The 23,299-nt window shown below is 59.1% G+C and carries 25 protein-coding genes; 11 read left to right on the top strand and 14 right to left on the bottom strand.

Going from position 1 to position 23,299, the window contains the following annotated elements; translation table 11 throughout:
* The first annotated feature begins 131 nt into the window (after nt 1–131).
* A complete protein-coding gene (locus tag KX928_RS00760) occupies nt 132–1,016 on the top strand; it encodes an MBL fold metallo-hydrolase (protein WP_219497842.1) in 885 nt (294 codons plus the stop codon).
* Nucleotides 1,017–1,026: 10 nt separating this feature from the next.
* Here the strand turns inward: KX928_RS00760 and KX928_RS00755 are convergent, their stop codons facing one another.
* Both KX928_RS00755 and KX928_RS00750 read right to left on the bottom strand, forming a co-directional pair.
* Nucleotides 1,027–1,533, bottom strand: a complete 507-nt coding sequence (locus KX928_RS00755) for a ClbS/DfsB family four-helix bundle protein (RefSeq protein ID WP_219497840.1) — start codon at nt 1,531–1,533, stop codon at nt 1,027–1,029.
* A 23-nt stretch (nt 1,534–1,556) separates the two neighbouring features.
* Entirely contained in the window at nt 1,557–2,402 is an 846-nt protein-coding gene (locus tag KX928_RS00750; protein WP_219497838.1) for a universal stress protein, read from the bottom strand.
* 106 nt (nt 2,403–2,508) lie between these two features.
* Here KX928_RS00750 and KX928_RS00745 point away from each other — a divergent pair, with 106 nt between their 5' ends.
* The 3 genes from KX928_RS00745 to KX928_RS00735 are packed head-to-tail and all read left to right on the top strand — an operon-like array spanning nt 2,509 to nt 4,522.
* Nucleotides 2,509–3,492: a DnaJ C-terminal domain-containing protein gene (locus KX928_RS00745; protein WP_257883468.1), complete on the top strand. Its 984-nt coding sequence runs from the start codon at nt 2,509–2,511 to the stop codon at nt 3,490–3,492.
* 4 nt (nt 3,493–3,496) lie between these two features.
* Entirely contained in the window at nt 3,497–3,796 is a 300-nt protein-coding gene (locus KX928_RS00740; RefSeq protein ID WP_219497836.1) for a chaperone modulator CbpM, read from the top strand.
* A gap of 3 nt (nt 3,797–3,799) precedes the next feature.
* Complete coding sequence (locus KX928_RS00735) at nt 3,800–4,522, top strand: DUF5765 domain-containing protein (protein ID WP_219497834.1); 723 nt, start codon at nt 3,800–3,802, stop codon at nt 4,520–4,522.
* Here the strand turns inward: KX928_RS00735 and arcC are convergent.
* From arcC to KX928_RS00710, 5 genes are all read right to left on the bottom strand, one after another.
* Nucleotides 4,493–5,407: a carbamate kinase gene (arcC, locus tag KX928_RS00730; RefSeq protein WP_219497832.1), complete on the bottom strand. Its 915-nt coding sequence runs from the start codon at nt 5,405–5,407 to the stop codon at nt 4,493–4,495. The genes KX928_RS00735 and arcC overlap by 30 nt on opposite strands.
* A complete protein-coding gene (gene argF / locus KX928_RS00725) occupies nt 5,408–6,409 on the bottom strand; it encodes an ornithine carbamoyltransferase (protein WP_219497829.1) in 1,002 nt (333 codons plus the stop codon).
* Between the two features lie 4 nt (nt 6,410–6,413).
* On the bottom strand, nt 6,414–7,637 hold the full coding sequence (locus KX928_RS00720; protein WP_219497827.1) for an arginine deiminase: 1,224 nt from the start codon (nt 7,635–7,637) through the stop codon (nt 6,414–6,416).
* Complete coding sequence (locus KX928_RS00715) at nt 7,634–9,079, bottom strand: YfcC family protein (RefSeq protein WP_219497825.1); 1,446 nt, start codon at nt 9,077–9,079, stop codon at nt 7,634–7,636. Before KX928_RS00715 ends, KX928_RS00720 begins: the two co-directional genes overlap by 4 nt.
* 101 nt (nt 9,080–9,180) lie before the next feature.
* Nucleotides 9,181–9,834, bottom strand: coding sequence for a DUF2238 domain-containing protein (locus KX928_RS00710; RefSeq protein ID WP_219497823.1), 654 nt, complete (start codon nt 9,832–9,834; stop codon nt 9,181–9,183).
* Nucleotides 9,835–9,890: 56 nt separating this feature from the next.
* On the opposite strand from KX928_RS00710, the gene KX928_RS00705 reads away from it, so the two are divergent.
* The gene (locus KX928_RS00705) at nt 9,891–10,628 is read left to right on the top strand and encodes an endonuclease/exonuclease/phosphatase family protein (RefSeq protein ID WP_219497820.1); all 738 of its coding nucleotides are present in this window, start codon (nt 9,891–9,893) and stop codon (nt 10,626–10,628) included.
* Here KX928_RS00705 and KX928_RS00700 read toward each other — a convergent pair.
* Entirely contained in the window at nt 10,591–11,430 is an 840-nt protein-coding gene (locus KX928_RS00700; RefSeq protein WP_219497819.1) for a universal stress protein, read from the bottom strand. The two genes, KX928_RS00705 and KX928_RS00700, sit on opposite strands and share 38 nt — an antisense overlap.
* 54 nt (nt 11,431–11,484) lie before the next feature.
* Nucleotides 11,485–11,970 (bottom strand): Hsp20/alpha crystallin family protein, encoded by a 486-nt coding sequence (locus tag KX928_RS00695; protein WP_219497817.1) that lies wholly within the window; start codon nt 11,968–11,970, stop codon nt 11,485–11,487.
* A 146-nt stretch (nt 11,971–12,116) separates the two neighbouring features.
* Here KX928_RS00695 and KX928_RS00690 point away from each other — a divergent pair, with 146 nt between their 5' ends.
* A complete protein-coding gene (locus KX928_RS00690) occupies nt 12,117–13,298 on the top strand; it encodes a DUF8173 domain-containing protein (RefSeq protein WP_219497813.1) in 1,182 nt (393 codons plus the stop codon).
* Between the two features lie 20 nt (nt 13,299–13,318).
* Nucleotides 13,319–13,750 (top strand): DUF2267 domain-containing protein, encoded by a 432-nt coding sequence (locus tag KX928_RS00685; protein ID WP_257883465.1) that lies wholly within the window; start codon nt 13,319–13,321, stop codon nt 13,748–13,750.
* 61 nt (nt 13,751–13,811) lie between these two features.
* On the opposite strand, the gene KX928_RS00680 is transcribed toward KX928_RS00685, so the two are convergent.
* Entirely contained in the window at nt 13,812–14,486 is a 675-nt protein-coding gene (locus tag KX928_RS00680; protein ID WP_219497812.1) for a helix-turn-helix domain-containing protein, read from the bottom strand.
* Between the two features lie 171 nt (nt 14,487–14,657).
* Between KX928_RS00680 and KX928_RS00675 the strand changes: the two genes are divergently transcribed.
* Nucleotides 14,658–15,434: a response regulator gene (locus KX928_RS00675; RefSeq protein ID WP_219497810.1), complete on the top strand. Its 777-nt coding sequence runs from the start codon at nt 14,658–14,660 to the stop codon at nt 15,432–15,434.
* Here KX928_RS00675 and KX928_RS00670 read toward each other — a convergent pair.
* Nucleotides 15,401–16,951, bottom strand: coding sequence for a PAS domain S-box protein (locus KX928_RS00670; protein WP_219497809.1), 1,551 nt, complete (start codon nt 16,949–16,951; stop codon nt 15,401–15,403). The genes KX928_RS00675 and KX928_RS00670 overlap by 34 nt on opposite strands.
* A 128-nt stretch (nt 16,952–17,079) precedes the next feature.
* Between KX928_RS00670 and KX928_RS00665 the strand changes: the two genes are divergently transcribed.
* Both KX928_RS00665 and KX928_RS00660 read left to right on the top strand, forming a co-directional pair.
* Nucleotides 17,080–17,517, top strand: coding sequence for a host attachment protein (locus tag KX928_RS00665; protein WP_219497807.1), 438 nt, complete (start codon nt 17,080–17,082; stop codon nt 17,515–17,517).
* 31 nt (nt 17,518–17,548) lie between these two features.
* Nucleotides 17,549–17,995: a universal stress protein gene (locus KX928_RS00660; RefSeq protein WP_219497805.1), complete on the top strand. Its 447-nt coding sequence runs from the start codon at nt 17,549–17,551 to the stop codon at nt 17,993–17,995.
* Between the two features lie 60 nt (nt 17,996–18,055).
* Here the strand turns inward: KX928_RS00660 and KX928_RS00655 are convergent, their stop codons facing one another.
* From KX928_RS00655 to KX928_RS00645, 3 genes are all read right to left on the bottom strand, one after another.
* Nucleotides 18,056–19,186, bottom strand: a complete 1,131-nt coding sequence (locus tag KX928_RS00655) for a site-2 protease family protein (RefSeq protein ID WP_219497803.1) — start codon at nt 19,184–19,186, stop codon at nt 18,056–18,058.
* Between the two features lie 75 nt (nt 19,187–19,261).
* The gene (locus KX928_RS00650) at nt 19,262–19,897 is read right to left on the bottom strand and encodes a VIT1/CCC1 transporter family protein (RefSeq protein WP_257883464.1); all 636 of its coding nucleotides are present in this window, start codon (nt 19,895–19,897) and stop codon (nt 19,262–19,264) included.
* A gap of 340 nt (nt 19,898–20,237) precedes the next feature.
* Nucleotides 20,238–22,817, bottom strand: coding sequence for a cation-translocating P-type ATPase (locus KX928_RS00645; protein WP_257883463.1), 2,580 nt, complete (start codon nt 22,815–22,817; stop codon nt 20,238–20,240).
* Between the two features lie 133 nt (nt 22,818–22,950).
* Here KX928_RS00645 and KX928_RS00640 point away from each other — a divergent pair, with 133 nt between their 5' ends.
* Nucleotides 22,951–23,298 (top strand): phasin family protein, encoded by a 348-nt coding sequence (locus tag KX928_RS00640; RefSeq protein WP_219497796.1) that lies wholly within the window; start codon nt 22,951–22,953, stop codon nt 23,296–23,298.
* Nucleotide 23,299: the final 1 nt, after the last annotated feature.

Below are 23,299 nucleotides of genomic sequence, written 5' to 3'. Positions count from 1 at the left end.
ACTTCCTCGAACTTCCTTGCGAAAGTTGATTTTTCTCAATGGCGCGTTCGCGCAGGGCGTCAATGTGACCATGTCACTGAAGCTGGCAGAACTGCTGCTATTCTAATGTCAGCCCGAGAATGGAGAAAAGCATGACGCAATATCCCGTAAATCTGGATGTTCATCCCGAGGTCGAATCCTTTTTCGACCCTGAGACCAACACAATCAGTCATGTGGTGATGGACCCAAACTCGAAATCCTGCGCCGTGATCGATTCCGTGATGGACATCGACTATGCCGCGGGGCGCATCACCTATGATCATTCAGATGAGATCATCGCATATATCAGGAAATACAAGCTTGAGCTGGAGTGGCTGATCGAAACCCATGTGCACGCGGATCACTTGTCGGCCGCGCCCTACATCCAATCAAAACTGGGCGGCAAGATCGGTATTGGTGATCAGATCACCGTGGTGCAGGAAACCTTTGGCAAGGTCTTCAACGAAGGAACGGAATTTCAGCGCGACGGCTCGCAGTTCGATCAGCTGTTCAAGGATGGTGACAGCTATCAGATCGGGGAAATGACGGCCTTCGCGATTCATACGCCGGGGCACACGCCGGCCTGCATGGTGCATGTCATCGGCGATGCCACCTTCGTCGGCGACACGCTTTTCATGCCGGATGGAGGATCGGCGCGCGCCGATTTCCCGGGCGGGGATGCTGGGCAGCTTTATGATTCCATCCAGAAGGTGCTGGCGCTGCCGGACGAGATGCGGCTGTTCATGTGCCATGATTACGGGCCGGAGGGTCGCGATATCATGTGGGAAACCACCGTCGCAGAGGAGAAGGCCGAAAACATCCACGTCGGTCAGGGCAAATCGCGTGAAGCGTTTATCAAGTTTCGCGAGGCGCGAGACGCCACGCTCGACGTGCCACACCTGATCCTGCCCTCGTTGCAGGTGAACATGCGCGCGGGGGAACTGCCGAAGACCAAGGATGGGAAGCCCGTGCTCAAGGTGCCGGTCAACGCGATCTGATATCCCCGTGTCAGGGCGGGCTTGATGCGTGGTGGTCCTTCAGCACGGACCGCACGAATTTCGCAGCAGAGCGAAAGTGGCTCGCCCCGGCGGCTTCAGCCCATCTGCCGGGTGTCCAATCGTTCTTGGCACCAATCATCGAACCGCCGTACAGGGTCTCGTCAGAGGCCGTTTCGATGAAGCCTATCATGTCTGCGTATCCGCCCTGTAAGAGGCCGCAGACGGCCTCCCAGTCAAGATGCGCCTGACGTTGCCGCAAATCGGCATTGTACCGGTTGAGTTCCGTCCATTTATAGCCCTCGGCCGGAAAGAAGACTTCCTTTCCGGCAAGGCCATCGTGATACCAGCCAAGGAAAAGCCCGATCCAATGCGCGCGGTGGCCAATCACATCCTTGATTGACACGCCATCAAGCGCCATTGCCGCCAGTTGTCCATCCAGTGGCGCAATGAGCTTTGACAGCTTCGCATATTCCTTATTGGTGATTTTCAGCAGCTCTGATTTATGCGTGCAGGCCATCCTCTCCTCCGATCTGGCGATGCCTAGTGAGCCAGAAGAACGGGTAGCTCGGTTTGTTCCAGCATCGTTCTGGTGGTGCCGCCGAACACCGCTTCGAGCACCCGCGCGTGACCGTAAGCGCCCAGCACGACCAGATCCGCGCCGAATTCCCGCGCGCGATCCTGGATACACACCCCGACCTCATTCCCGCCGCTGGGGAACTGCGAAATGGTGACGCGACACCCATGATGACTGAGCCAGGCGGCGACATCCGTTCCCGGGTCGAATCCGTCTCCTGCCGTTGTCATCACCGGGTCGATACACCCGATCACAACGTCCTCGGCGCGTTTCAGATAGGGCAGGGCTGCGTGCACGGCGCTGGATGCAGTTTCGCTGCTGTCCCAGGCGACGAATATGCGGTTGGCGTCCGTGGCCATCGATCCGTTCAACCTCAGCCCGACCGGCGAATGGAACAGCACGCCATGGGCGGCTTCGCGCAGGATTTCAGGCGTTTCGCGAAAATCGGCTGCGATGAAAACCTCGTCGCAGACACGGGCCCTGCGTGCAACGTGACGCTTGACGTCCAGCGTTGCGCACAGAACGGATTGGACGTCCGCGGAAACACCGCTTTGCGCCAGCACCTGCTCAATCTTCTGAACACGGCTTTTCTGGGCACGCTGGGCCTCATCGACCATTTCCCCCCAGTTGTCCGGAATATTCATGCCGCTGTAGGGCGGACCGCCATAGGCGTAGATCGGCAACGCCGGTGCGGGATCAATCAAAAGCAGGCTCAGATGGCCCTGTGTCTTTTCGGTGGCTTCCGCCGCCTCCTCGAGCACAGTGTCCGCGGTTTCCGAGTTGATGACAAAGAGAAGGGTGCGGCGGTTCATGATGTTACTCCGTTCTGTGTGCCCGCGTCGCTGACTTGCGCGACGGGGTCGGATCAGGGCTGACAGATCATACCGCCAGACGACTGACAAAGATCAATGAAGCTCGATGAGCGCTGTGCCAATTTGCTGCGACATCAGATTTTCGGATACATGGCAGATGGAATTCAAGGACTACTACAAAGCGTTGGGGGTGAAGCGCGATGCAACTGCAGACGAGATAAAGCGAGCCTTTCGCAAAGCTGCCCGCAAGTATCACCCTGACATCAACACATCTGCCGATGCAGAGGCCAAGTTCAAGGATGTGAACGAAGCCTACGAGGTGTTGAGCGATCCCGAAAAGCGTGCGGCCTACGATCAATTGGGTGCCGAACCGCCGCGCGGCGCGGGAGGCTATCAGCCGCCCCCCGGATGGGACAGCGGCTTTGCGTTTTCCGAAGGCGGCCCCGGTCCCGAGGGGGCGTTCAGCGACTTTTTTGAGACGCTGTTCCGGCGTGGCGGGGCAGCGGGCGGACACCGGGCGTCAGGCCGTGGCGCGGACAGCCATGCGCAGTTGATGATCGACATTGAGGACGCATATAGGGGCGCAGCGCGCACCTTGACGATGCGGTCGCCCGTGGTGGGGCCGGATGGGGCTGTCACCCTGCAGGAGCGGTCCGTTTCGGTGAGCGTGCCCAAAGGCATAATGCAAGGGCAGCACATCCGGCTTGCCGGGCAGGGCGCATCTTCTTTTGGCGGTGGTCCCGCAGGAGACCTGTTTCTGGAAGTGTCCTTCGCGCCTCATCCGATTTACCGGCCCGAGGGTAAAGACCTGCATCTTGATCTGCCCGTTGCGCCCTGGGAGGCCGTCTTGGGGGGGCATGTCGTGATGCCGACACCGGGCGGCAAGGTGGATCTTCGCATCCCTGAAAGTGCGCGCACGGGGCAAAAACTGCGGCTCAAGGGCAAGGGTTTGCCCGGCACACCCGCCGGCGACATCTATGCGACGCTCAAAATCGTCAATCCGAAGGTCACCACGGAAGAAGCGCGCGCGTTCTTTGAGGAAATGGCAAAGGTGATGCCATTTGATCCGCGCGCCCATCTTGGAGGATAGGACTATGAAAAAAGCAACGCGGCGCAGCGATATCGTGGACGCGCTTTCGCTGCCGGACCTGTGTCGTTTCTGCGAGGCGGACGAGGCATGGGTCATTGAACTGGTGGAGCATGGCGTGCTCGAACCGCACGGGTCTACTGCTCAGACCTGGCGCTTCAGGGGGGCAAACATCGTCCGTGCCAAGAAAGCGCGACGGCTGAACCGGGATCTGGGGATCAACACCGCCGGTGTCGCGCTGGTGCTTGAGCTGCTGGAAGAACGCGACAGGTTTTTGCGAAGGCTGGCCCGCTACGAGGCCATTTGACCGGTGTGCTGGAGCATTGAAGCCTCCGCAGCGATGGTTATTGTCGGTGCGGTCGCCACTGGCGTCACCCTGCACCACAAACAGCCTGCGGCAATCTGGGCGACGCTTGGTTACTTCACCGCGATGGAGGCCCTGCAGGTTGCCGGATACATCGTTGTGGATAAATGCGGCACACCAGCAAATCAGACCATCACGCTGCTGTCGTACCTGCACATCGTTTTCCAGCCGATCTTCATCAATCTCTTCGCGATGGAACTGGTGCCCGGGGCGGTCAGGCGTCGTGTCCGGGTGTGGATACTATCGCTTTGTGCGGGCTCCTCGGCGGTCATGCTGGCGCAGATCATCCCTTGGGAAACCTTTGGGACGTGCCAACCGGGCACAGCACTGTGCGGGCAGGCTTACTGTACCGTTTCGGGGGAGTGGCACATCGCGTGGGACGTGCCGTACAATGGTCTCTTGCGGCCGCTGGAAGCCGCACTTGGCACGCATTTCGGCTTTCCGACCTACATGGCCGCCGCCTTTGCGCTGCCGTTGCTTTACGGTGCGTGGCGCTTCGTGCTGCTGCATCTGGTGACCGGCCCCGTGCTCGCCTGGTATCTGACAGATGACCCGAATGAGATGCCCGCAATCTGGTGCCTGTTCTCGATCGCCATTCTCTGCATCAGCCTCAGCCCGCCGGTCCGGCGATCAGTGACGTCACGGAGCTGGTGGGGCGTTGCGGTCTGAACAGATCCGCGTGCCGGTCGTTCCGGCGACAAGGCTCTGCGTGTCGGCCAGGCGACCGATCGCGGCAAAACCGCCGGTTGCCGTGGCAAATTCGCAGGCGGCCTCCACCTTCGGTCCCATCGACCCGGCGGGAAAGGACATTTGCGCAAGCTCCTGCGGGGAGGCCTGTCTGATCAGGGACTGGTCCGGCGTCCCCCAGCCCGTGAACACGCCCGCAACATCCGTGAGCATCAGGAAGGCATCGGCGTCCAGAGCGCGTGCCAGCAGACCACTGGCGTGATCCTTGTCAATCACGGCCTCCACCCCGATCATCGAGCCATCGTCTTTTTGAACAACCGGAATACCGCCCCCGCCAGCACAGATGATGACAACGCCCTGGTCGAGCAACAACCGTATCACACCCAGTTCGAGGATCCGCTTGGGCCGCGGCGATGGCACCGTGCGGCGAAAATGCACGCCGTCCCGGCCCATGGTCCAACTGCGCTCTGCACTGAGTTTCGCCGCTTCTTCCTCGGTGTAGATTGGCCCGATGAATTTGGTCGGTGCCAAAAACGCAGGATCATCGGGATCGACTTCGATCTGGGTCAGCAGGGTGGCGTAGTGGGTTTCCGGGGCATAGGCGTTGTCGAGCTCCTGTTGGAGGACATAGCCGATCATCCCATCGGTTTCCGCCCCCAGCACATCGAGGGGAAAGGCGCCGCCCTGCAGGGCCAGATACCCGACCTGAGGGCCGTTCCCGTGGGTGATGACCACTTCATGACCAGCCTCCAGAAGCTGCGCGAGAGAGGCGGCGGCAACCCGGATGCTGGCACGCTGGCTTTCGGCGGTCAGGCTTTCGCCTCTGACAGACAGGGCGTTACCGCCCAACGCAACGACAATTCTCATTCAGGACCCCAAAGTTGCAACAAGAACCGCTTTGATCGTGTGCATCCTGTTTTCCGCCTGATCAAAGACGATGGAGGCGGTGGATTCAAACACCTCTTCCGTGACCTCCATCCCGTCAAGGCCAAACTTCTGTCGGATTTCTGCACCGACCTCTGTATCAGTGTTGTGAAAGGCGGGCAGGCAATGCATGAACTTCGTCTGGGGATTGCCGGTCATCGCCATGACCTCCGAGGTGACCTGATACGGCATCAGCAGCTTGATCCTTTCCGCCCAGACCTTTTCGGCCTCACCCATCGAGACCCAGACATCGGTATAGAGAACATCGCATTCGCTCACCCCTTGCTGGACGTCCTCCGTCAGTAAGATCCGCGCACCGGTTTGCTTGGCTTGCGCCAGCGCGGCCTTGACGATGGATTGGTCCGGCCACAGCGATTTCGGTCCACACAGCCGCACATCCATGCCCAGTTTCGCCGCGCCGATCAACAGACTGTCGCCCATGTTGTTGCCAACATCACCCAGAAAACAGAAGGCGATCTGGCCAAGCGGTTTGTCGACATGTTCGGTCATCGTCAACACATCCGCAAGGATCTGCGTGGGATGGAATTCATCCGTCAGGCCATTGTAGACGGGTACGCCTGACCATTCGGCCAGCGTTTCCACGACCTTCTGGCCAAACCCGCGATACTCGATCGCATCATACACCCGGCCCAGAACGCGCGCTGTATCCTTGATGCTTTCCTTCTTGCCGATGTGGCTGCCCGAGGGGCCAAGATAGGTGACATGCGCCCCCTGATCATGGGCGGCGACTTCGAAACCGACACGGGTGCGGGTTGAATTTTTCTCGAAGATCAGGGCAATTTCCCGCCCCGCAAGCGTCTGTTGTTCGGTGCCTGCGTATTTGGCCGCTTTCAGATCGGCGGCGAGTTTCAGCAGAAACCTGATTTCGGGTCCGGTGAAATCCCGCAGGGTCAGGAAGGATCGGTTCTTGAGGTTATAGGCCATGCGCTTACTCCACAGGATCGCGTGAGATCGGACAGGTCATGCAATGGCCGCCGCCGCGACCGCGACCCAGCTCGGCACCGCGGATCGTGATCACTTCGACACCGGCCTTACGCAGCAATGTGTTGGTATGCACGTTGCGGTCATAGGCCAGCACAACGCCCGGCTCCAGGGCTACGACATTATTGCCATCGTCCCACTGTTCGCGCTCCTGCTCGAAGTGATCACCGCCGGTGCCAATGGTGCGCAGGGATGTCAGGCCAAGCGCCTCCTCGACCATGTCGAATATGTTGCCCGGGTCTTCCTTCACGCGCAGTCCACGCCTGTCGTCCGGGAACAGGGTGAAACATCTGATCTTGTCAGCCACATGCGTGAAGCTGGTCACCAGATCCCGATCACAAAAAGTGAAAACCGTGTCGAGATGCATGGCAGCGCGCGACGCTGGCATCTGGCAGGCAATAACACGTTCGGCGGCTTCCTGACGGAACAGGGACATGGCCAGCTGACCCACCGCCTGAGGGGTTGTGCGCTCTCCCATGCCCGCCAGAACGACCCCGTTGCCGATGGGCATGATATCCCCTCCTTCCAGGGTTGCTGGGCCAAAATCCTGATCGGGATTGCCCCACCAGACTTTTGTCCGCCCCGCAAAACGGGGGTGAAACCGGTAGATCGCCGCGGCAATCAGAGTTTCCTGCTGACGGGCCGGCCAATGCATCGGGTTGAGGGTCACGCCGCCATAGATCCAACAGCTGGTGTCGCGTGTGAACAGCAGGTTCGGCAGCGGCGGCAGGACAAAACCGTCTGCTCCCAGAAACCGGCCGAACATGCTGGTCGGGGCAAAGGGCAGATCGTGCACCGTGATACCGCCGGTCAGAAACCGCGTCAGCGCAGGCGAGGGCATCTCGTCCAGCCATGCGCGCAGATCATCCATCATGCCGACACCGATGTGGTCCTCGGTGATCTTGCGATCAAGCAGCCACCGGCGCGCCTTTGCGATGTCGAGTATCTCCGTCAACATGTCGTGTTGGTCCAGCACTTCAATGCCGCGGTCACGCATCTTGTCACAAAAGGCAAAGTGATCCTTGCGCGCCTCTTCAACCCAGAACACGTCATCGAATAAAAGTTCGTCGCAGTTGCTGGGCGTCAGCCGTTCATGCGCCAACCCCGGGCGCGACACCATCACCGCGCGCAGCTTGCCGGTTTCGGAATGAACACCAAGGGGGGCGGTCACAACATCACCGCCAGGCTCAGCAGAGCCATGCAAATAAACGACAGGATCAGAAGGAGCGGCCAGATGAACAGCAGCCACCTGTTGTAGGGAACCCGCCCGATGGCCAGACCACCCACGACAACGGCATATGTAGGTGCGATGAGGTTGGTGATGCCGATGGCGGTCTGAAAGGCGGTGACAGCAAGGTCACGGCTCACCCCGGCGAAATCGGACAGGGGTGCCATGATCGGCATCGACAGAACGGCAAGGCCGGATGTCGAGGGCACCAGAAAGCTCATCAATGCTTCGATTGCGAACAAGGCATTGACGAAGGCGATGTCCGACATGCCACCTATCCATCCCTCGAAGCCATGCAGGAACGTATCGGTAATCCGGCCCTGATCCATGATGATGACAATGCCGCGCGCCAGTCCGATGACGAGGGCAACGCCCAGCAGGTCGCGCGCACCCGCCACGAAGGCGGTGGTGAACTGCTTTTCCCCCAGCCAGGCAAGCGTGCCGATCAGGATGGCGGAGCCCAGAAAGAGGGCGGACATTTCCGCCATCCACCAGCCCTGCGTGGAAACACCCCATACCATAACGGCGAAGGTCGCAGCAAAAAGGATCAGGATCACAATATGCAGGGGCGTCAGCTTTTCCGTGTCCGGTCGCTTCGCCGGTTGCAGGAAAAAGGCTTCGTTGGCCTCTTTCATGTCGGCCACGCGCGAGGCGGACGGGTCGCGGCGCACGCGCTCTGCATAGCGCATGACGAAAAGGGTGGCGGCCAGCCAGCACAGCCCGAGGATCGCGACGCGCAGCCACATGCCCTGGGTGAATGGAATGCCCGCGGCGTCAGACGCAATCGCGGTTGAGAACGGATTGATGGTCGAGCCTATGACCCCGACCCCCGCACCCAGCATGATCACCGCCACACCGGTCAGGGCGTCATAGCCCGCGGCGATCATGATCGGGATCAGGAGAACGTAAAAGGCCAGCGTTTCTTCGGCCATGCCATAGGTTGTGCCGCCAGCCGCGAAGAGCGTCATCATGATCGGGATCATCCACTTTTCGCGCCCTTTGAGCTTGCGCATGGCCTGTGACACACCGATGTCGATGGCCCCGGTAGCGGTGACCACACCCAGAAACCCGCCGACCACCAGAACGAAGAGCGAGACATCGATCGCATTCGCTTCGTAGGAGACCGGATCATAGAACCCGGCAATCGGCGCCATCAGTACATGTGTAATGCTCTGGGGTGCTGCCTCGACGGTCTGATAGGTCCCGGGCACGGGCACATCCTTGCCGAGGATATCGCTTTGTACCCGCTGGTATTCGCCGGCGGGCACCAGCCACGTGAGGATGGCCATTATCACGACAAGGGCGAAAAGGATCGTATAGGCGGTCGGAAACCATCCCGTGGCGGGTTGGTCGGTTGAAACCGCAGGCTGGGAGGTTTGCACCATTTGGGATGTCTTTCACGAAGTGACGGGGTCAACGCGCGACAAGAATGGCCGTAATTCACGACATGGGATTGAGATTGATCAATCACGGGCGGCGGTGCGGTCTACTTTTTGAGCCGATCCTTCGACTTCTGGTACAGGCGTCTGTTGAGGCTGATGAATTCGGACAGCGCGCGCCCAAGCGGCCCGGCAGAATTGCGCACAAGGTAGACGTATCCCGTGAGACTGGCGGCGAAACTGCCCACGGCGTTGATCATCAGGTCACCGATGGTGTCCACCAGCCCGCTTTTCTGCATGTTGAGGCCAAAGGTTTCGTCCATCAAGAACTCGAAAATCTCCCACATGCCGCCAATGGTCATGGCCACGCAAAAGGTGATGAACGCAATGGCCGACGGCGGTGCGGCAAAGCGGTCACCTTCGAACAGCATGAAGACAAACAGAAATCCCGTCAGGCCGAACCCGAAGGCTGAGATCCCGTGTAAGGCAAGATCCCACCACCAGAGGCGTTCATAAAAATCCAGCGCCTCTCCCAGAAAGACGGAGGCGAAGATGAACAGCGTTGTGGCGAAGAGAAACGGCACGGGTAGCGTCAGTGACCAGCGCGAGGCGAGTAGCGGCGGGACCAGCGACAGGGCCAGCGTAGCGAGGCTGACAAAGGCCAGTGACCAGCGCCCGAATCCCAGTGCAATCAGTCCTGCGAACAGGAGCAATGCCCAGATCGAGAGCATGACGGGGCCGGTATTCTTTGCAATATTCATGGTCTGGGTGTCGTCATGGCATTAAAATCGGTTGCGTCATTTCCTATATAGTGGACATGGCAGAAACTTTTATCCGAATTGGCAGCTATAATGTACGTAAGGCGCGGGGTCTTGATAACAAACGCAACCCCGAACGGACCTTGCAGGTCATTAACCGGCTCGACGCGGATGTCGTGGTATTGCAGGAAGCCGATAAAAGACTTGGACCTCGCCCCCCGGCCATCCCGCGCGAGTTGATCGAGGCTGAAACGGATTACAGCATCCTTGAGATCTGCGAAAACGGGGTCAGCCTGGGCTGGCACGGCAACGCCATCCTGTTGCGCCGGGAGTTGCAGGTCACGGATGCGACGCCGCTGGAATTGCCCGGGTTTGAGCCCCGCGGGGCCGTGCGGATCAACCTCGACGTGGGTGCCGGTTTGTGTGTGGTGGCAGCCCACCTGGGGTTGCTGCGTCGTGATCGACGGACCCAGCTGAACCTGTTGCGACAAACGACAGATGAGAGTGGACACACCGTCATCGCCGGGGACTTCAACGAATGGTCGCAGCGCCGGGGCCTCGAACCTCTGACCGGGCGGTTCAATGTTCATGCGCCCGGCAGGTCATTCCACGCGCGCCGTCCCGTCGCCGCGCTTGACCGCTTTGCGTTGAGCTACGGGTTACAGATGGATGGCGGTGGCGTTGAAGAGGGCGCTCTGGCCAGGCGTGCCTCTGATCATTTGCCGGTCTGGGCAGATATCGCGGTCCCAAATCAACCGCTTACTTGCAAAACATCACCGGCAGCGTCGACTCCCTGAGCAGCGCATATGTTGTTGCACCAATGACGAAATCGTAGGCTTTCGAATGGCCAAAGGCACCGGTCACGATGAGATCCGCGCCTTTTTCGAATGCGAATTGATTCAGGGTTTGGGCGATGTCGCCTCCCGATGGGTCGCGTTGTTCAAGAGCGGGCTTCAGGCCGTGCCGCGACAGCATTTCCGCCAGATCGATCCCATCTGAATCCTTGAAGGCGTCCTGCGGTTTGCTGCGTACCCGCAAAACAGACACGGCGGCCCCCTCTTCCGCGAGGATCAACAGATCGTGGGCGGCCCGGGCGGCCTCGCGCGTGTCGCTCCATCCCAGGAGAATGTTGCTGCCAATGGTCGGACCCTCGTAATTCAACGGCACGACGATAACAGGACGGCCGCTTTCGCGAATGACGCGGACCTGTGCTTGCCGCTGGTCATAGCGGTCTGTTGCCTCGTCCTCGCGCGCCATAATCACGAGGTCTGCTGCCCGGGCACTCTCAACCATACGGTCACTTGCGGAGACCGCCTCGGCGCGCAGAAGGCGGAATTCGCTTGGGAAGTCTTCGTTCTGCGTGTGTTTGGTGAATATCGCCTCGATGGCTTCTGATTCTGCCCGCTGGCTTTCATTGAATGCCGCGAAGGCCGGTTCGGGTACGTGCATTGCGATCCCGGGATAGACAAGCAGGGCTTCCACTGTGTGCAATCCGATCAGATGTGCATCATGTTTACGCGCGAGCGGTGCGGCGAACGTCATCAATGTCTCGGCGTGCTCTGATGTTGTCAGGCATACAAGTAGTGTTTTAACGCCCATGGTGGTTGTCCTTTTGTAAGTGATACGCGGGCGCTTGCGTGCCCGGCGCCGGTATCAGCCGTTGCTGATGTCGATTTTTCGAACTTCGGCCTTTGCGGTTACCGGCTTGGCGACCCGCAGCTTCAGCACTCCATTGGCAAAACTGGCGGAAACCGCATCTTCCTCCGGAGAGAACCCCAGCGGGATTTGGCGCCGAAAGCTGCCGTAGCGGCGTTCGATACGGTGAAAGCTATCTTCGCTCTCTTCGTGATCTGAGCTTTTTTCCCCTTTTAAAGTCAAGATATCGCCGGTGATCGTCGCCTCCAGATCTTCCTGCCGGACACCGGGCACCTCGGCGCTGATCTCCATCGCCTCGTCGGTGTCCACGATGTCCACCGCCGGAAACAGCGGGGTTGAAAAAACAGGCTGTTCAGCCGTGTCCGGCATTGGAAAGCCGGTGCGGAACTGATCGATCAACCGGTTTATCTCTTTCTGAAACGAGGGGAAGAAGAGAGATCCACCTGATTCCGAATGCAGGCTGGGTAATGTGTGGCGTGGCATGAAAAGTCTCCTTTCCTGGTATGATGCACCAAGCTGTGCGCGCTTTGGGTAACAAATCGCGGTGTTGCCGGATTGATTCCGATCAATCTGTTGCGCGGACGTTCGGGTAGGAGAGGCACAATGCACTCGAACTCAAGGAGCAGCCCATGCGTTTTCTACGAGGCTTCGGTGCCGCGGTTGTTATAGTCCTTTGCGGCACGGTCACCTGGTCGGACACGGTCAGGGTCGAGACTGGTGGAGATTTTTTCACTGCGGGCGCGGTGATCGACGAGACGCTCAACACGTCCGGCGACGCCTTTGCCTCGGCACGAACCGCCACAGTGCGCGGCGAGGCACAGGGAGATTTGCACGTCACCGGGTTTGACGTCACATCGAACGCCAATACGTCCGAAGATCTTTATGCCTTTGGCGCAACGGTTGTTGTCCGGGGCAAAACTGCCGAGGATTTGACTGCCGCCGGTTACTCAGTCCGCACGGAGGCCGCGTCGCAGACCAGCGGAAATGCCCGGCTGTTTGGCAACACTGTCGTGATCGAAGGGCCGGTTGCAGGCGCTCTGACCGCAACCGGCCGCGACGTGGTTTTGAACGCTTCTGTCAGGGGTGACGCGCGGATCGTCGCACGGTCCATTTCCTTTGGGCCGGAGGCCGTTATCGCCGGTACGCTGACGTACCGCTCCAAAGAGAAGATCAACGTGCCTGAGCGCGTGGCGGCAGCGGACCGGGTGATATTCGAAAAAGCCACCGCAACGGATGCCTGGGATGAATGGGACAAGATGCGCAAGGAAATGCCCGTGTTGCCAACGCTCGCGACCATGCTGTTCGGCTTCATCGTCTCGCTTTTGTTCTTCGTCGTTCTCGGCGCGGTGATGTTGGGCTTCATGCCCCGGCGTCTTGAAAAGATGCGGCAGAGCATCGCCAGAGCCCCCGGCCAGTCGATGCTGCTGGGGGTCATCGGGTTGTCGATGCTGTTTGGCATGGTGCCCATTGTCGGGCTCACCATCGTTGGCTTGCCCTTTGTGCCTATCGTGGTTCTGGCCATCATCGTCGCATGGACGCTTGGATACGCTCTGGGCGCCTACAGCGTCGCGATGCGCGTCTGGGTCGGGTTCGGCAATGACGCGGAGCCCGGCAACATCACGCGCCTGCTGGTTTTTGCTGGCGCGCTCATTGTTGTTGCGATGCTGAATTTCATTCCATTTGTTGGCTGGGTCGCAAACTACACCCTCGTGCTTCTGGGTCTCGGGGCTATGACGAACGCCGTGCTCCAGTATCTGATCGGAAATCCCGGCGAGGCATTCGATATCGACATGCAGCCCATTGAAAACTGAAACGAACTGGAGAACTGGCAATGTCCGTGCAAGGTTTGGAAGTCATCGACCGCGCGACCCACGTAACACATGACTGGATAAACGAGTTGAGTGGCCGTCTGGATTGGTCATCAAAACGCAGTGCGCTGCGTTTGCTCCGGGTGACCCTGCACCATTTGCGCGACCATCTGTTGCTTGATGAGATGGCTCAGTTTTCCGCCCAGCTTCCCCTGTTGATCCGTGGCATTTTCTTTGAAGGCTGGGTGCCGAAGCGAACGCCGATCAAGGAAAGATCAGCCGCAGATTTCATCGGGTTCATCGAAACGCAGCTGGGTGAAACGGAAGAATACCGCGGGTCCGAGGATATTCGCTGTGTGTTCGACTTGCTGAACGCCCGGTTGAGCGCGGGTGAAATCGAGGATGTCCGCGCCAGCCTGCCGTCGGCGATACGGGCGCTGTGGCCCGACCCCTAGGGGCAGGACCACAGCGATAGCGCGGCGATCCGGTGCGGGCGCGCGACAAAGGCACGGTGTCTTACTCGCGATCCCCGAGGGACAAGGCAAGCAAGGCAGTCGGGCGCACCATGATTATGGTGTGAATATTGTCGATCGCGATGATTTTGCTTTTGCGCAGCTGCGTGAACGTCCGGCTGACCGTTTCGGTGGTCAGGCCGAGAAAGTCGGCAATATCACCACGGCTCATCGGCAGGTCCACCTGCCTGTATCCGCCGATATCCTGGCCCACCCGTTCCGTGAGGACGCACAGAAATGAGGCAACCTTTTCTATTGCGGACTTGCGCCCCAGCATCATGAAATGGTCCTGCATGGCGCTGATCTCGCGCAGCGCCGCCTGCAACAGTTCCCGGTGAAGCGTCGGATTCCCGTCGCCATTCTCCAGCATGGAGCGACGATAGGGCTGCAAACGGGCGTCCACCAGCACATCACAATCGGTGTGATGCTGGCCGTTTGACGGGAAGCCGACAACATCCCCCGGGTATCCGAAGGCAATGACCTGCCGACGACCGTCTTCTAGAAGACGTGTCAATCGCAGCACGCCTGCGGTAACCTGATACAGCCACTCTACCTTGTCGCCTTCAAAGTAGAGGTATGAACCCGCTTTCAGCTGGGTTTCGGCAATTGTGCTGGTCGATCTTGCAAGTGGTGTGTGTGACGCGTGAGCAGTTTGGTCAGATGGAATCGTGACATACATATGGCTAACCCCCAGTGATCATCGGTCCATCTTGGAAAGCCTTGGTATTGTGGGTTATGCTGCAACTGCGAGATTTTGTAATCTTTTGTATCAAGTAACACTTACCGCGACAGAGTAACTAGATACAATTGGACGTGTGTTCCAACCTGATGTCCTACGGAGAGACTGACAATGTCAGAAAGCACAGTGCTTGTGGTCGAAGATGATGCCAAGGTCCGGAGCCTCCTGCGCAAGGTGCTGGAAGACGAGGGATTTGCTGTTCTGGAAGCGGGCACCACTGCGGAGGTTCTCGACCTTATCCGGACGACGGTTGTCAACCTGATCACGTTGGACATCAATCTTGGCTCGGACAACGGGATCGAACTGGCGCGCACCGTGCGACGGGTGTCTTCGGTGCCCATCATCATCGTCAGCGGTAAAGACGACCTGATCGACCGCGTGGTCGGGCTGGAGGTCGGCGCTGACGACTACATCACCAAACCCTTTCACGTCCGCGAAGTCATCGCGCGCATCAGGAGTGTTCTGCGTCGCGTCGGGCAAAACGACCTGACGGGAGGGGGACAGATGGCTCAGCCTGATCCGACGGGTGACGCGGCATGCGAGAAATTCCATTTCGACGGAATGATCGCCATTCCCGATCGCCTTCAGTTTCTGGACCGCGGTGGCCTGGATCGCGATTTGACAAGCGGTGATTTCAAGCTGTTGACCGTGTTTTTGAAGCGCCCCAAGCGCGTGTTGTCACGTGACCAGCTCATGAATTTGACGGGAGGGCATGATTGGAGCCCGCTGGACCGCACCATCGACAACCAGATTGCGCGGCTGCGCAAGAAGATCGAGCGAAACCCATCGGAACCCAAGCTGATCAAAACGGTGCGCGGTGTCGGCTATACATTTGCCTGCGACGTTAAGACGGTTCAGACGCCGGACCCGTCGGTCAACAGCGCCTGAAGCCTCGTCGCCAGATCCCACTGCCGATAAGGTTTGTGCAGGATATCGTGGTCCTGCCCGCGCGACATTTTCCCGGTCACCACGTCGCTGGCGTATCCCGAGGTCAGCAGAACCTTCAGATGCGGGAAGTCCGCAGTGGCTTTCGCCGCGAGGTCATATCCGTTCAGACTGCCGGGCATGACCAGATCCGAGAAAACAACATCGGCATGCAGCCCGTCCCTGAGCATCTGGTACGCTTCGTCGCCGCTGCTGGCCTCCGCTGTTTTGAAACCAAGATCGCGAATACGTTGTACGGAGAGTTTGCGGACTTTGGGATTGTCCTCGACGACCAGCACAGTCTGACCTTTCCCGGGTGGGACCGTGTCTTCCGTGTGCTCGCGGCCTGATCCACCGGCCTTTCCCTGCGTCCCCGAAATGGCCGGAAAATAGAGCCCGAAGCTCGTGCCCAGATCAAGCTCGCTGTATAGCGTAATGTGGCCACCGGATTGGCGCACAAACCCATAGACCATGGCCAGCCCGAGACCTGTCCCGCCACTTTCGGATTTGGTGGTGAAGAAAGGTTCAAAGGCTCGGCGCTGGGCTTCGATGCTCATTCCCGCACCGTTGTCGCTCACGAACAGACGCACGTAGTCGCCGGGGGTAATATCCGTTTCCTGTGCCATGTAGGTGTCGTCAATCGTGATGTTGGCAATCGAAATCAGCAACTCGCCCGTTGGCCCCATCGCGTCGCGTGCATTCAGGGTCAGGTTCATGAGCGCGGACTGGAGTTGCACCGGATCGATCATCACCTTGGAGATATCCGCCGCGAAGTCTGTTCTGATGGTGTATGTCGACCCCAGCGCACGTCGCAGGATGGATAGAGTCTTTTCGCAGACGTCCTTCAGATCGACTTCGACCGGTCGCAGATTGCTCTTGCGTGCAAACACCATGAGGCGCGCGGTAAGGTCGGCCCCAAGTTCGGCAGAATCAAGCGCGTCGCGGATGAGCGACAACTGCCCACTGGTCACGCCACGCATTTCCATAAGCTCCAGGTTGCCAATCACGACGGTCAGCAAGTTGTTGAAATCATGCGCGATCCCGCCGGTCATCTGGCCAATCGCGTCAAGTCTTTGTGACCGCGCCAGCGCGTTCTGCGTTGCATGGTTATGCGTCAGGTCACGCAGGATCGCCACGAACATGTGCTGATCTCCGGCGTTGGTTTCTCCAAGCAACAGGTGCAGCGGAAACACGGATTTATCCTTGCGCTGCCCTTCCACGTCGCGCCCGATCCCAAGGACACGTTTTTCGCCCGTCTCGGCATATTGCTGCATGAATCCATCGTGCAGATCGGCCAGCGCCTGCGGCATGAGAATATTGACGCTTTGGCCAAGCATCTCTTCGGTGCTGTACTGAAAAAGATGGCAAGCGGCCTCGTTGGCGCGCTGAATGATACCGTCGCTGTCGGACACGATGATTGCGTCCGCCGCTGTCGATAACAGCGCGTTCAGTAATGCACCCTCCTGCCCATCTGGTTGCATGGAGCCTCTCAGTCTTTCCCGTAACCTGCCAAATGCTCCGCCAGCGGTGCAAGCGCCAATTGATATCGATCAAGGACGTCCGGGCCCGGTCTGGCAGATACTTACACCGAATGGATCGGGAGCAAACGATGAAACCTGTGGTGACCTGGATTGTTTTGGCGAACGCGCGCGAAGCGCGTGTGGTTGCCCATCACGGTCCCGGCAAGGGTCTTGTCGAGTTGCCGGAACAACGCTGGCGTGCCGAAAAAGCGCCCCAACCGCGGGACAGGGCAGGTGTCGGGCATAGTATTGCCGGGCCGGGGATCGCGGCGGTCGAACAAAGCGATGCGCAGCTTCACATCGACACCCGGTTCGCGCAGGACATTGTCAGGCGGTTGGGTCGTTCCCTCGATGCAAAACACTTCGAACGGCTCGTGCTCGTGGCCGGACCACATATGCTCGGCCTGCTGCGCGCGCATCTGACGGACCGGCTGCGCGACGTCATCACCGGTGAAATCGTCAAGGATCTGTCCACCCAGCCGATGGATGTGCTCGAAGCGCGTCTTGGCGACGTCATCGCCGTATAAATTCTGCAACCCCCTCAGAAAGAGAGACATAATGTTCAGACAAATCATTGTGGGCCTTGACGGCTCGGAGAAATCGAAGACGGCAACCCGGGTCGCCTGCGAACTGGCCAAGTTCTATTCCGGCACAGTGACGCTGTTGCACGTACCGCACGCGGAATCCTCCGCCTTCGTTGTGGGGGCGGTCGCCGGGTATCACGCCGCGATCATGAAGCCGACCTTTTCCGAGATCGAAGAAGCCGGCAAGAAGATATTGGATGAGGGTCTGAAAATCGCCTCCGATGTTGGCTGCAAGGACGTCAAGACACATATGCCTCATGGCGATGCGGCGGCCGAGCTGCTTGCGCATGCTGACGAGATCAATGCCGATCTGATCGTCACAGGGCGGCGCGGCCTTGGTGGCATTTCCAGTCTGGTGCTGGGCAGCACCACGCAACGTATCAATCACGCGGCGAAATGCGCCTGTCTGTCCGTGGTGTGATCGCGCGCGGCATTGGCGTGCGGCCGAACCCCGGCCAGACAGGCCGCGCGCCGCTTTCCGTCAATGCTGATGCAGCAATTCGGACAGGTGAAGGTATTTCGTGAGATCGGCCAGGGTGACGACACCCACAAGCTGCCGCCCCTTCACGACAAGGTATTTTCGCTGCCCGGACTTTGCAATTTTAGCCATCAGTTCCTGTACCGGCAGGTCGGGTGCAATGGTGGTCTCCGGATCGAGCCCGGCAAAAACGTCGCCCACGCGGGTGCTGGCCCAGTTTTCGCGGTCAATTCCAGCCAGCACCGCCTGATCCATATGTCCCAGGAGCACCCCGTCTTCGACAACGGGGACGAAGGCCACACGCTGATGCAGCATGATCTGGTTGACGAATTCCGACAAGGTCATCTCGGGCGATACCACAACAGGGCGTCGCTTCATCAGTGAGCCTACCGTCTTGTCGCCGAACACGCTGCGCGCAAGTTGTGTCTGATAGGCTGAATTCGCAGCCATGAAAACAAAACCACCGATCATGACCTGCCACAGCCCGACGATCAGCGCCCCCTGAAACAGGGCGAAAAGACCCATTGTCATAAGCGCATAGGCAAAGAAGCGACCGGATCTTGACGCGGTTTCGGTGGCTTTCAAAACATCCCCGGTGCGGTGCCACAGATAGGCCCGCAGAACCCGCCCCCCATCAAGGGGGAACGCGGGCACAAGATTGAACAGGGCAAGTATCAGGTTGATCGTCGCGAGGTAAGAAAGCACCTCTGTCAGGATCAGAGACTGCAGGGCAATATCCGAGATTCCGGTGAGCACCCAGAACCCCAAAGCCAGACACAGGCTCATCGCGGGGCCGGCCAGCGCGACCCAGAATTCCACCGCGGCTGATTGCGGTTCCGCTTCAAGCTCGGCAACACCGCCGAAAAGAAACAGGGTAATCCCCTTGATCGGAACGCCCAGCCATCTTGCGACCACGGAATGCGAGACTTCGTGCAGCAGCAGGGATGCAAAGAACAGCAACATCGCCGTGATCGCCATGGTCAGATAGGTCTCGAAGGTCTGCCCGGGTAGCGCGGAAGGGAAGTACTGCTGTGACAGGCTCCAGGTGATCAGGGCCGCGATCAGCGCCCAGCTCGGATCAAGCCTGATATCCAGACCCACCAGAGTGAAGATTTTTACGGAATTGGAGAACATCACGAGCCTCGCGTTTGACCCAAGTTTAGATTTTATTCTGGAAAGCTCATTGATCTTACTCAATGGTCTCCGGCTTCATTGCAGGTCAAACAGGCCACCAACGCTGTAGGCGATCAGTGCGGCCAGCGTGCCGATCAGCAGGGTTTCGCCGCCCGACCACCACCAGGGCGACAGCGACCAACGGCTTTTCAGTGCACCGATGAGAAAAAACGTAAAGAGCGTCGCGAATACGGAGATTTGAAATGTGCCGCCCACGCCAAGGAAATACGGAGCCAAGGGGATAGATCCTGCAAGCAGAAAGGCGCCAAAAGTCGCAAGTGCTGCCCGGATGGGATGTGGTTGGCTTTTGGAAAGCCCGTATTCTTCGGACAGCATCAGATCAATCCAGGTATCCTTGTTCCGGGAGATCGCTTCGGTGGCTTGTTCCAGGACGTCACCGGTCAGCCCCCGTAACTCAAGGATCTGTCTGAGCTCCTCCAGCTCACCGTCTTTGTGGTGCTCAATGTGGTGTTGTTCAATTCGGATAATGCGCTTGCGATCATCCAGTTCCGCCTTGGTGCCAGAGTAATTGCTGGCGGCCATCGAGAACCCGTCGGCCAGAATATTGGCGATGCCGAGAATGACAATTACGCGTTCGGACAGACCCGCGCCCTCGACCCCGGCGACGATTGCAAAGGTCGTGACCGCGCCGTCGATCGCGCCGTAGATCATGTCTTTCAAATAGCTGTTTTTATTCCCTGCCGACAAGCGCTCGGCTATTTCTGTCGGACTATGACCATGATCCTGCTGCATGGGCACAATCTGATGCCAAGACCATGGAAACACATTGAGCTATGTCAAACAGTCTGCCCCTATGCTCGGCCGCAATGCAATGAACGGGGTTGACGCACCCTGGTGTAATCCCGTTTCAGGACGGCCCCATTCAGTGAAAGACATCACAGACACCGCGCCTGACCTTGTTTGTCTGATCGGCCGGCGCACCCCAACCCAAGCACACGTGCGATGGGGTGATCCTTCTCCCGCTGACCTTGGTGGCAGGTTTTGTCACGTATTATTTCACCCGGTAAATCCAGTGATATGCTGACTTGAGCAGTTCGGGGACAATCACAATCGGCAGGGCGAAGATTGCGATCCACTGCCATTCCGCGACACCGATCGGCACCGTGCGCAGCATGAATTGCAAGGGGGGCCAGTAAACCGCCAGAACCTGGGCGCTGAGCGTTACGGCCAAGGCGACCAGCAAGAACTTGTTGCTGAACCACCCGATACGCCACCCTGGCAACCGCAGGGACCTGAAGGCGAACACACCTGCCTTTTCGAAAACGACCATGGCAGTAAACGCCGTTGTCCGGGCAAGTTCCACACCCTGATCCAGCAGCTCAAAGAAAATCCACAGGCTCGACAGCCCGGTGTAAATCCCAAGCGCAAGGATTGTCAGGATGCCGCCGATACCAAGGATGGGCGTGTTCTTGCGACGCGGCGGGTGCTGCATCTGATCAGGCTCGGATTTTTCCATGCCGAGGGCCACGGCCGTGACGCCATCCGTGACCAGATTCATCCACAGGATCTGCGTCGCCAAAAACACCAGCGGCCCCCCGATGGCGATATTGACGACAAGGGCGATGACCTCACCCGCGTTGGATGACAGCAGGTAGCGCACGAATTTCTTGACATTGGCGAACTGGCGTCGCCCCTCCCCGATTGCCCGCACGATCGTGGCGAAATTGTCATCCAGCAGCACCAGATCGGAGGCATCGCGGGCCACGTCTGTGCCCCGAATGCCCATCGCCACCCCGATATCGGCTTTTTTCAGCGCGGGCGCGTCGTTCACGCCGTCACCCGTCATGGCGACAATCTGCCCCTGATCCTGCAGCGATGCGACGATCCGCATCTTCTGTTCCGGCTTGGTGCGGGCGAATAATATGTCCCGCGTCAGATGGGCGGCCAGTTCTTCATCTGACAGGGCATCCAGTTCTGCACCGGTCTGACAGTCACTCACCTTCATGGACAGTTGCTGCGCGATGGCGGTTGCCGTGATGGGGCTGTCGCCGGTGATCATGATCACGCGAATGCCGGCCGAATGGGCCGAGGCGATGGCATCTTTGACTTCCGCACGCGGCGGATCGATCAGGCCGACAAGCCCAAGAAAAGTCAGTTCTTCTTCAACAATCTCGTTGGTGGTGACGGCCCGGCGGGCCAGGGCGATGACACGCAACCCCTGTTCGGCCATTTGCGCATAGGCATCATTGATGCGCTGCAGATCGTGCGGTCCCGGTTCCTGGGGGCCGTCTTCGCGCATGATCGTGGTGCATATCTCAAGGATCTGTTCGGGCGCGCCTTTGGTCAGAACCAGTGTTTCATCGGGCGACTGGTACAACACGCTCATGCGCTTGCGGGCACTGCTGAAGGGGATTTCGGCGAGCAGGTTGCGTTCCTGCTGGAGTTCGCACCACCCCTTATAGGCGAGGGTGATCAGCGCGCCCTCGGTGGGGGCGCCGATCATCGTCCATGTTTCACCTTCAAAACTCAAGCGCGCATGGCTGCAATAGAGCCCGGTCTGCAGAAGTGCTGCCAGCACCGGATCATCGACCGCGCGCAGGCGTTCTCCGTCAGCTTCAATATGGCCTGCCGGATCATAGCCTGTGCCTGTGACGTCATACTGGCGATCCATTGTCCAGATGCTGGTGGCCGTCATCTTGTTTTCGGTGAGGGTGCCCGTTTTGTCGGTGCAGATGACAGAGGCCGCACCAAGCGTTTCGACCGCCTGCAAACGCCGGGCCAGCGCATTCTGGCGGACCATCGCCGTGGCCCCCAGGGCAAGGGTGATCGTGATGACGGCGGGCAATCCCTCTGGCACCATGGCCACGGATAGTGACAGGCCGGTCATGATCATCTCGAGGAAATCGCGGCCAAGCGCGATCCCAAGCCCGCTCACGCCTGCTGCAACGATCAGGGCCGCAAGGCCAAGCTGGCGGGCGAGATGGCTCAGTTTCTGTTGCAGGTTTGTGGTTTTGGTGCCGACCGATCCGGTCAGATGCGCGATCTTGCCAAACTCCGTGTCCAACCCGGTTGACGTCACCCGCGCCTCCGCGCGACCAGCGACAACGGATGTACCTGTAAACACCAAGGTCTCGGGGTCTTCCACGGATTTGTCAACGGGCATCGATTCCCCCGTCAGCACGCTCTCGTCAACGCGCAGTTCGGATGCGCGCAGCAGCAAGGCGTCGGCGGCGATCTTTGCGCCCGGCGCCAAGACAAGGATATCGCCCGGCACGATGTCACGGCTGGGGACAATCTGTTCCTGCCCGTCCCTGATCACCATCGCCTTGGGTGACAGCATCTTGCGCAGGGCGGCCAGAGCGGTTTCGGCCTTCCATTCCTGCACAAATCCCAGAACCGCGTTAAGGATGACGACAAGGCCAATGGTTGCTGCATCGATGGCCTCGCCCAAGGCCAGCGCGACGACGGCTGCAACGATCAGGATCAGGATCAGTGAGCTGGAAAACTGCCTTACCAATACCGTAAGAGGGCCCGCTGTCTTGGCGGCGGGAAGCTCATTCCAGCCCGCCCGCGCGCGGGCCGCTGTTACCTGCGCCTGAGAGAGGCCAATGTGCGGATTGGTGTCGGACAAACTGGGCCTCCGATTGCCAGGGATGCGGTCAGATATCCGCCGACAAACCGATTTCGCATTGAGCAATGTCAATCGCGACATATGCTGTTGCGAGTATCCTTGCACCAAGCCAACACAAACTGGAGGACCAGAAATGGCCAGCAAGCAAGAGACCGGAAAAACCGCCGCGAGTGATACACCACTAAACGCATTTTCGCAGCTTCAAAAGGCCGGCATGGGCAATATGCTGGGCGCGAGCGCAGCCTGGGTCGAAGCGCTGGGTGACATGGGGGCCGAATTCGCAAGCTTCCTTGCCGAGCGTATCAAGGAAGACGTGCAGACCCAGCACGAGATGATGCACTGCAAGAACGTGACCGAATTTCAGCACATTCAGGCGCAATTCGTGCAGAAAGCCATGGACCAGTATCAGGCAGAGACCGGGAAACTGGTCGAGATGGGAACCAAGGCCTTTCAAAAGGCGGCGGAAGACAAGCAGACATAGC

Source organism: Roseobacter insulae, from assembly GCF_019375555.1.
GTDB classification, from domain to species: Bacteria; Pseudomonadota; Alphaproteobacteria; order Rhodobacterales; family Rhodobacteraceae; genus Roseobacter; species Roseobacter insulae.
The sequence above is the reverse complement of the archived record's forward strand: the minus strand, read 5'-3'. Positions and strand labels throughout refer to the sequence as shown.

What these genes read in the sequence shown, in the direction of transcription:
- KX928_RS00760 (WP_219497842.1), top strand. Translation starts at nt 132, where the DNA reads ATGACGCAATATCCCGTAAATCTGGATGTTCATCCCGAGGTCGAATCC.
- KX928_RS00755 (WP_219497840.1), bottom strand. Translation starts at nt 1,533, where the DNA reads ATGGCCTGCACGCATAAATCAGAGCTGCTGAAAATCACCAATAAGGAA.
- KX928_RS00750 (WP_219497838.1), bottom strand. Translation starts at nt 2,402, where the DNA reads ATGAACCGCCGCACCCTTCTCTTTGTCATCAACTCGGAAACCGCGGAC.
- KX928_RS00745 (WP_257883468.1), top strand. Translation starts at nt 2,509, where the DNA reads ATGAGCGCTGTGCCAATTTGCTGCGACATCAGATTTTCGGATACATGG.
- KX928_RS00740 (WP_219497836.1), top strand. Translation starts at nt 3,497, where the DNA reads ATGAAAAAAGCAACGCGGCGCAGCGATATCGTGGACGCGCTTTCGCTG.
- arcC (WP_219497832.1), bottom strand. Translation starts at nt 5,407, where the DNA reads ATGAGAATTGTCGTTGCGTTGGGCGGTAACGCCCTGTCTGTCAGAGGC.
- argF (WP_219497829.1), bottom strand. Translation starts at nt 6,409, where the DNA reads ATGGCCTATAACCTCAAGAACCGATCCTTCCTGACCCTGCGGGATTTC.
- KX928_RS00715 (WP_219497825.1), bottom strand. Translation starts at nt 9,079, where the DNA reads ATGGTGCAAACCTCCCAGCCTGCGGTTTCAACCGACCAACCCGCCACG.
- KX928_RS00710 (WP_219497823.1), bottom strand. Translation starts at nt 9,834, where the DNA reads ATGAATATTGCAAAGAATACCGGCCCCGTCATGCTCTCGATCTGGGCA.
- KX928_RS00705 (WP_219497820.1), top strand. Translation starts at nt 9,891, where the DNA reads ATGGCAGAAACTTTTATCCGAATTGGCAGCTATAATGTACGTAAGGCG.
- KX928_RS00700 (WP_219497819.1), bottom strand. Translation starts at nt 11,430, where the DNA reads ATGGGCGTTAAAACACTACTTGTATGCCTGACAACATCAGAGCACGCC.
- KX928_RS00695 (WP_219497817.1), bottom strand. Translation starts at nt 11,970, where the DNA reads ATGCCACGCCACACATTACCCAGCCTGCATTCGGAATCAGGTGGATCT.
- KX928_RS00690 (WP_219497813.1), top strand. Translation starts at nt 12,117, where the DNA reads ATGCGTTTTCTACGAGGCTTCGGTGCCGCGGTTGTTATAGTCCTTTGC.
- KX928_RS00685 (WP_257883465.1), top strand. Translation starts at nt 13,319, where the DNA reads ATGTCCGTGCAAGGTTTGGAAGTCATCGACCGCGCGACCCACGTAACA.
- KX928_RS00680 (WP_219497812.1), bottom strand. Translation starts at nt 14,486, where the DNA reads ATGTATGTCACGATTCCATCTGACCAAACTGCTCACGCGTCACACACA.
- KX928_RS00675 (WP_219497810.1), top strand. Translation starts at nt 14,658, where the DNA reads ATGTCAGAAAGCACAGTGCTTGTGGTCGAAGATGATGCCAAGGTCCGG.
- KX928_RS00670 (WP_219497809.1), bottom strand. Translation starts at nt 16,951, where the DNA reads ATGCAACCAGATGGGCAGGAGGGTGCATTACTGAACGCGCTGTTATCG.
- KX928_RS00665 (WP_219497807.1), top strand. Translation starts at nt 17,080, where the DNA reads ATGAAACCTGTGGTGACCTGGATTGTTTTGGCGAACGCGCGCGAAGCG.
- KX928_RS00660 (WP_219497805.1), top strand. Translation starts at nt 17,549, where the DNA reads ATGTTCAGACAAATCATTGTGGGCCTTGACGGCTCGGAGAAATCGAAG.
- KX928_RS00655 (WP_219497803.1), bottom strand. Translation starts at nt 19,186, where the DNA reads ATGTTCTCCAATTCCGTAAAAATCTTCACTCTGGTGGGTCTGGATATC.
- KX928_RS00650 (WP_257883464.1), bottom strand. Translation starts at nt 19,897, where the DNA reads ATGATCTACGGCGCGATCGACGGCGCGGTCACGACCTTTGCAATCGTC.
- KX928_RS00640 (WP_219497796.1), top strand. Translation starts at nt 22,951, where the DNA reads ATGGCCAGCAAGCAAGAGACCGGAAAAACCGCCGCGAGTGATACACCA.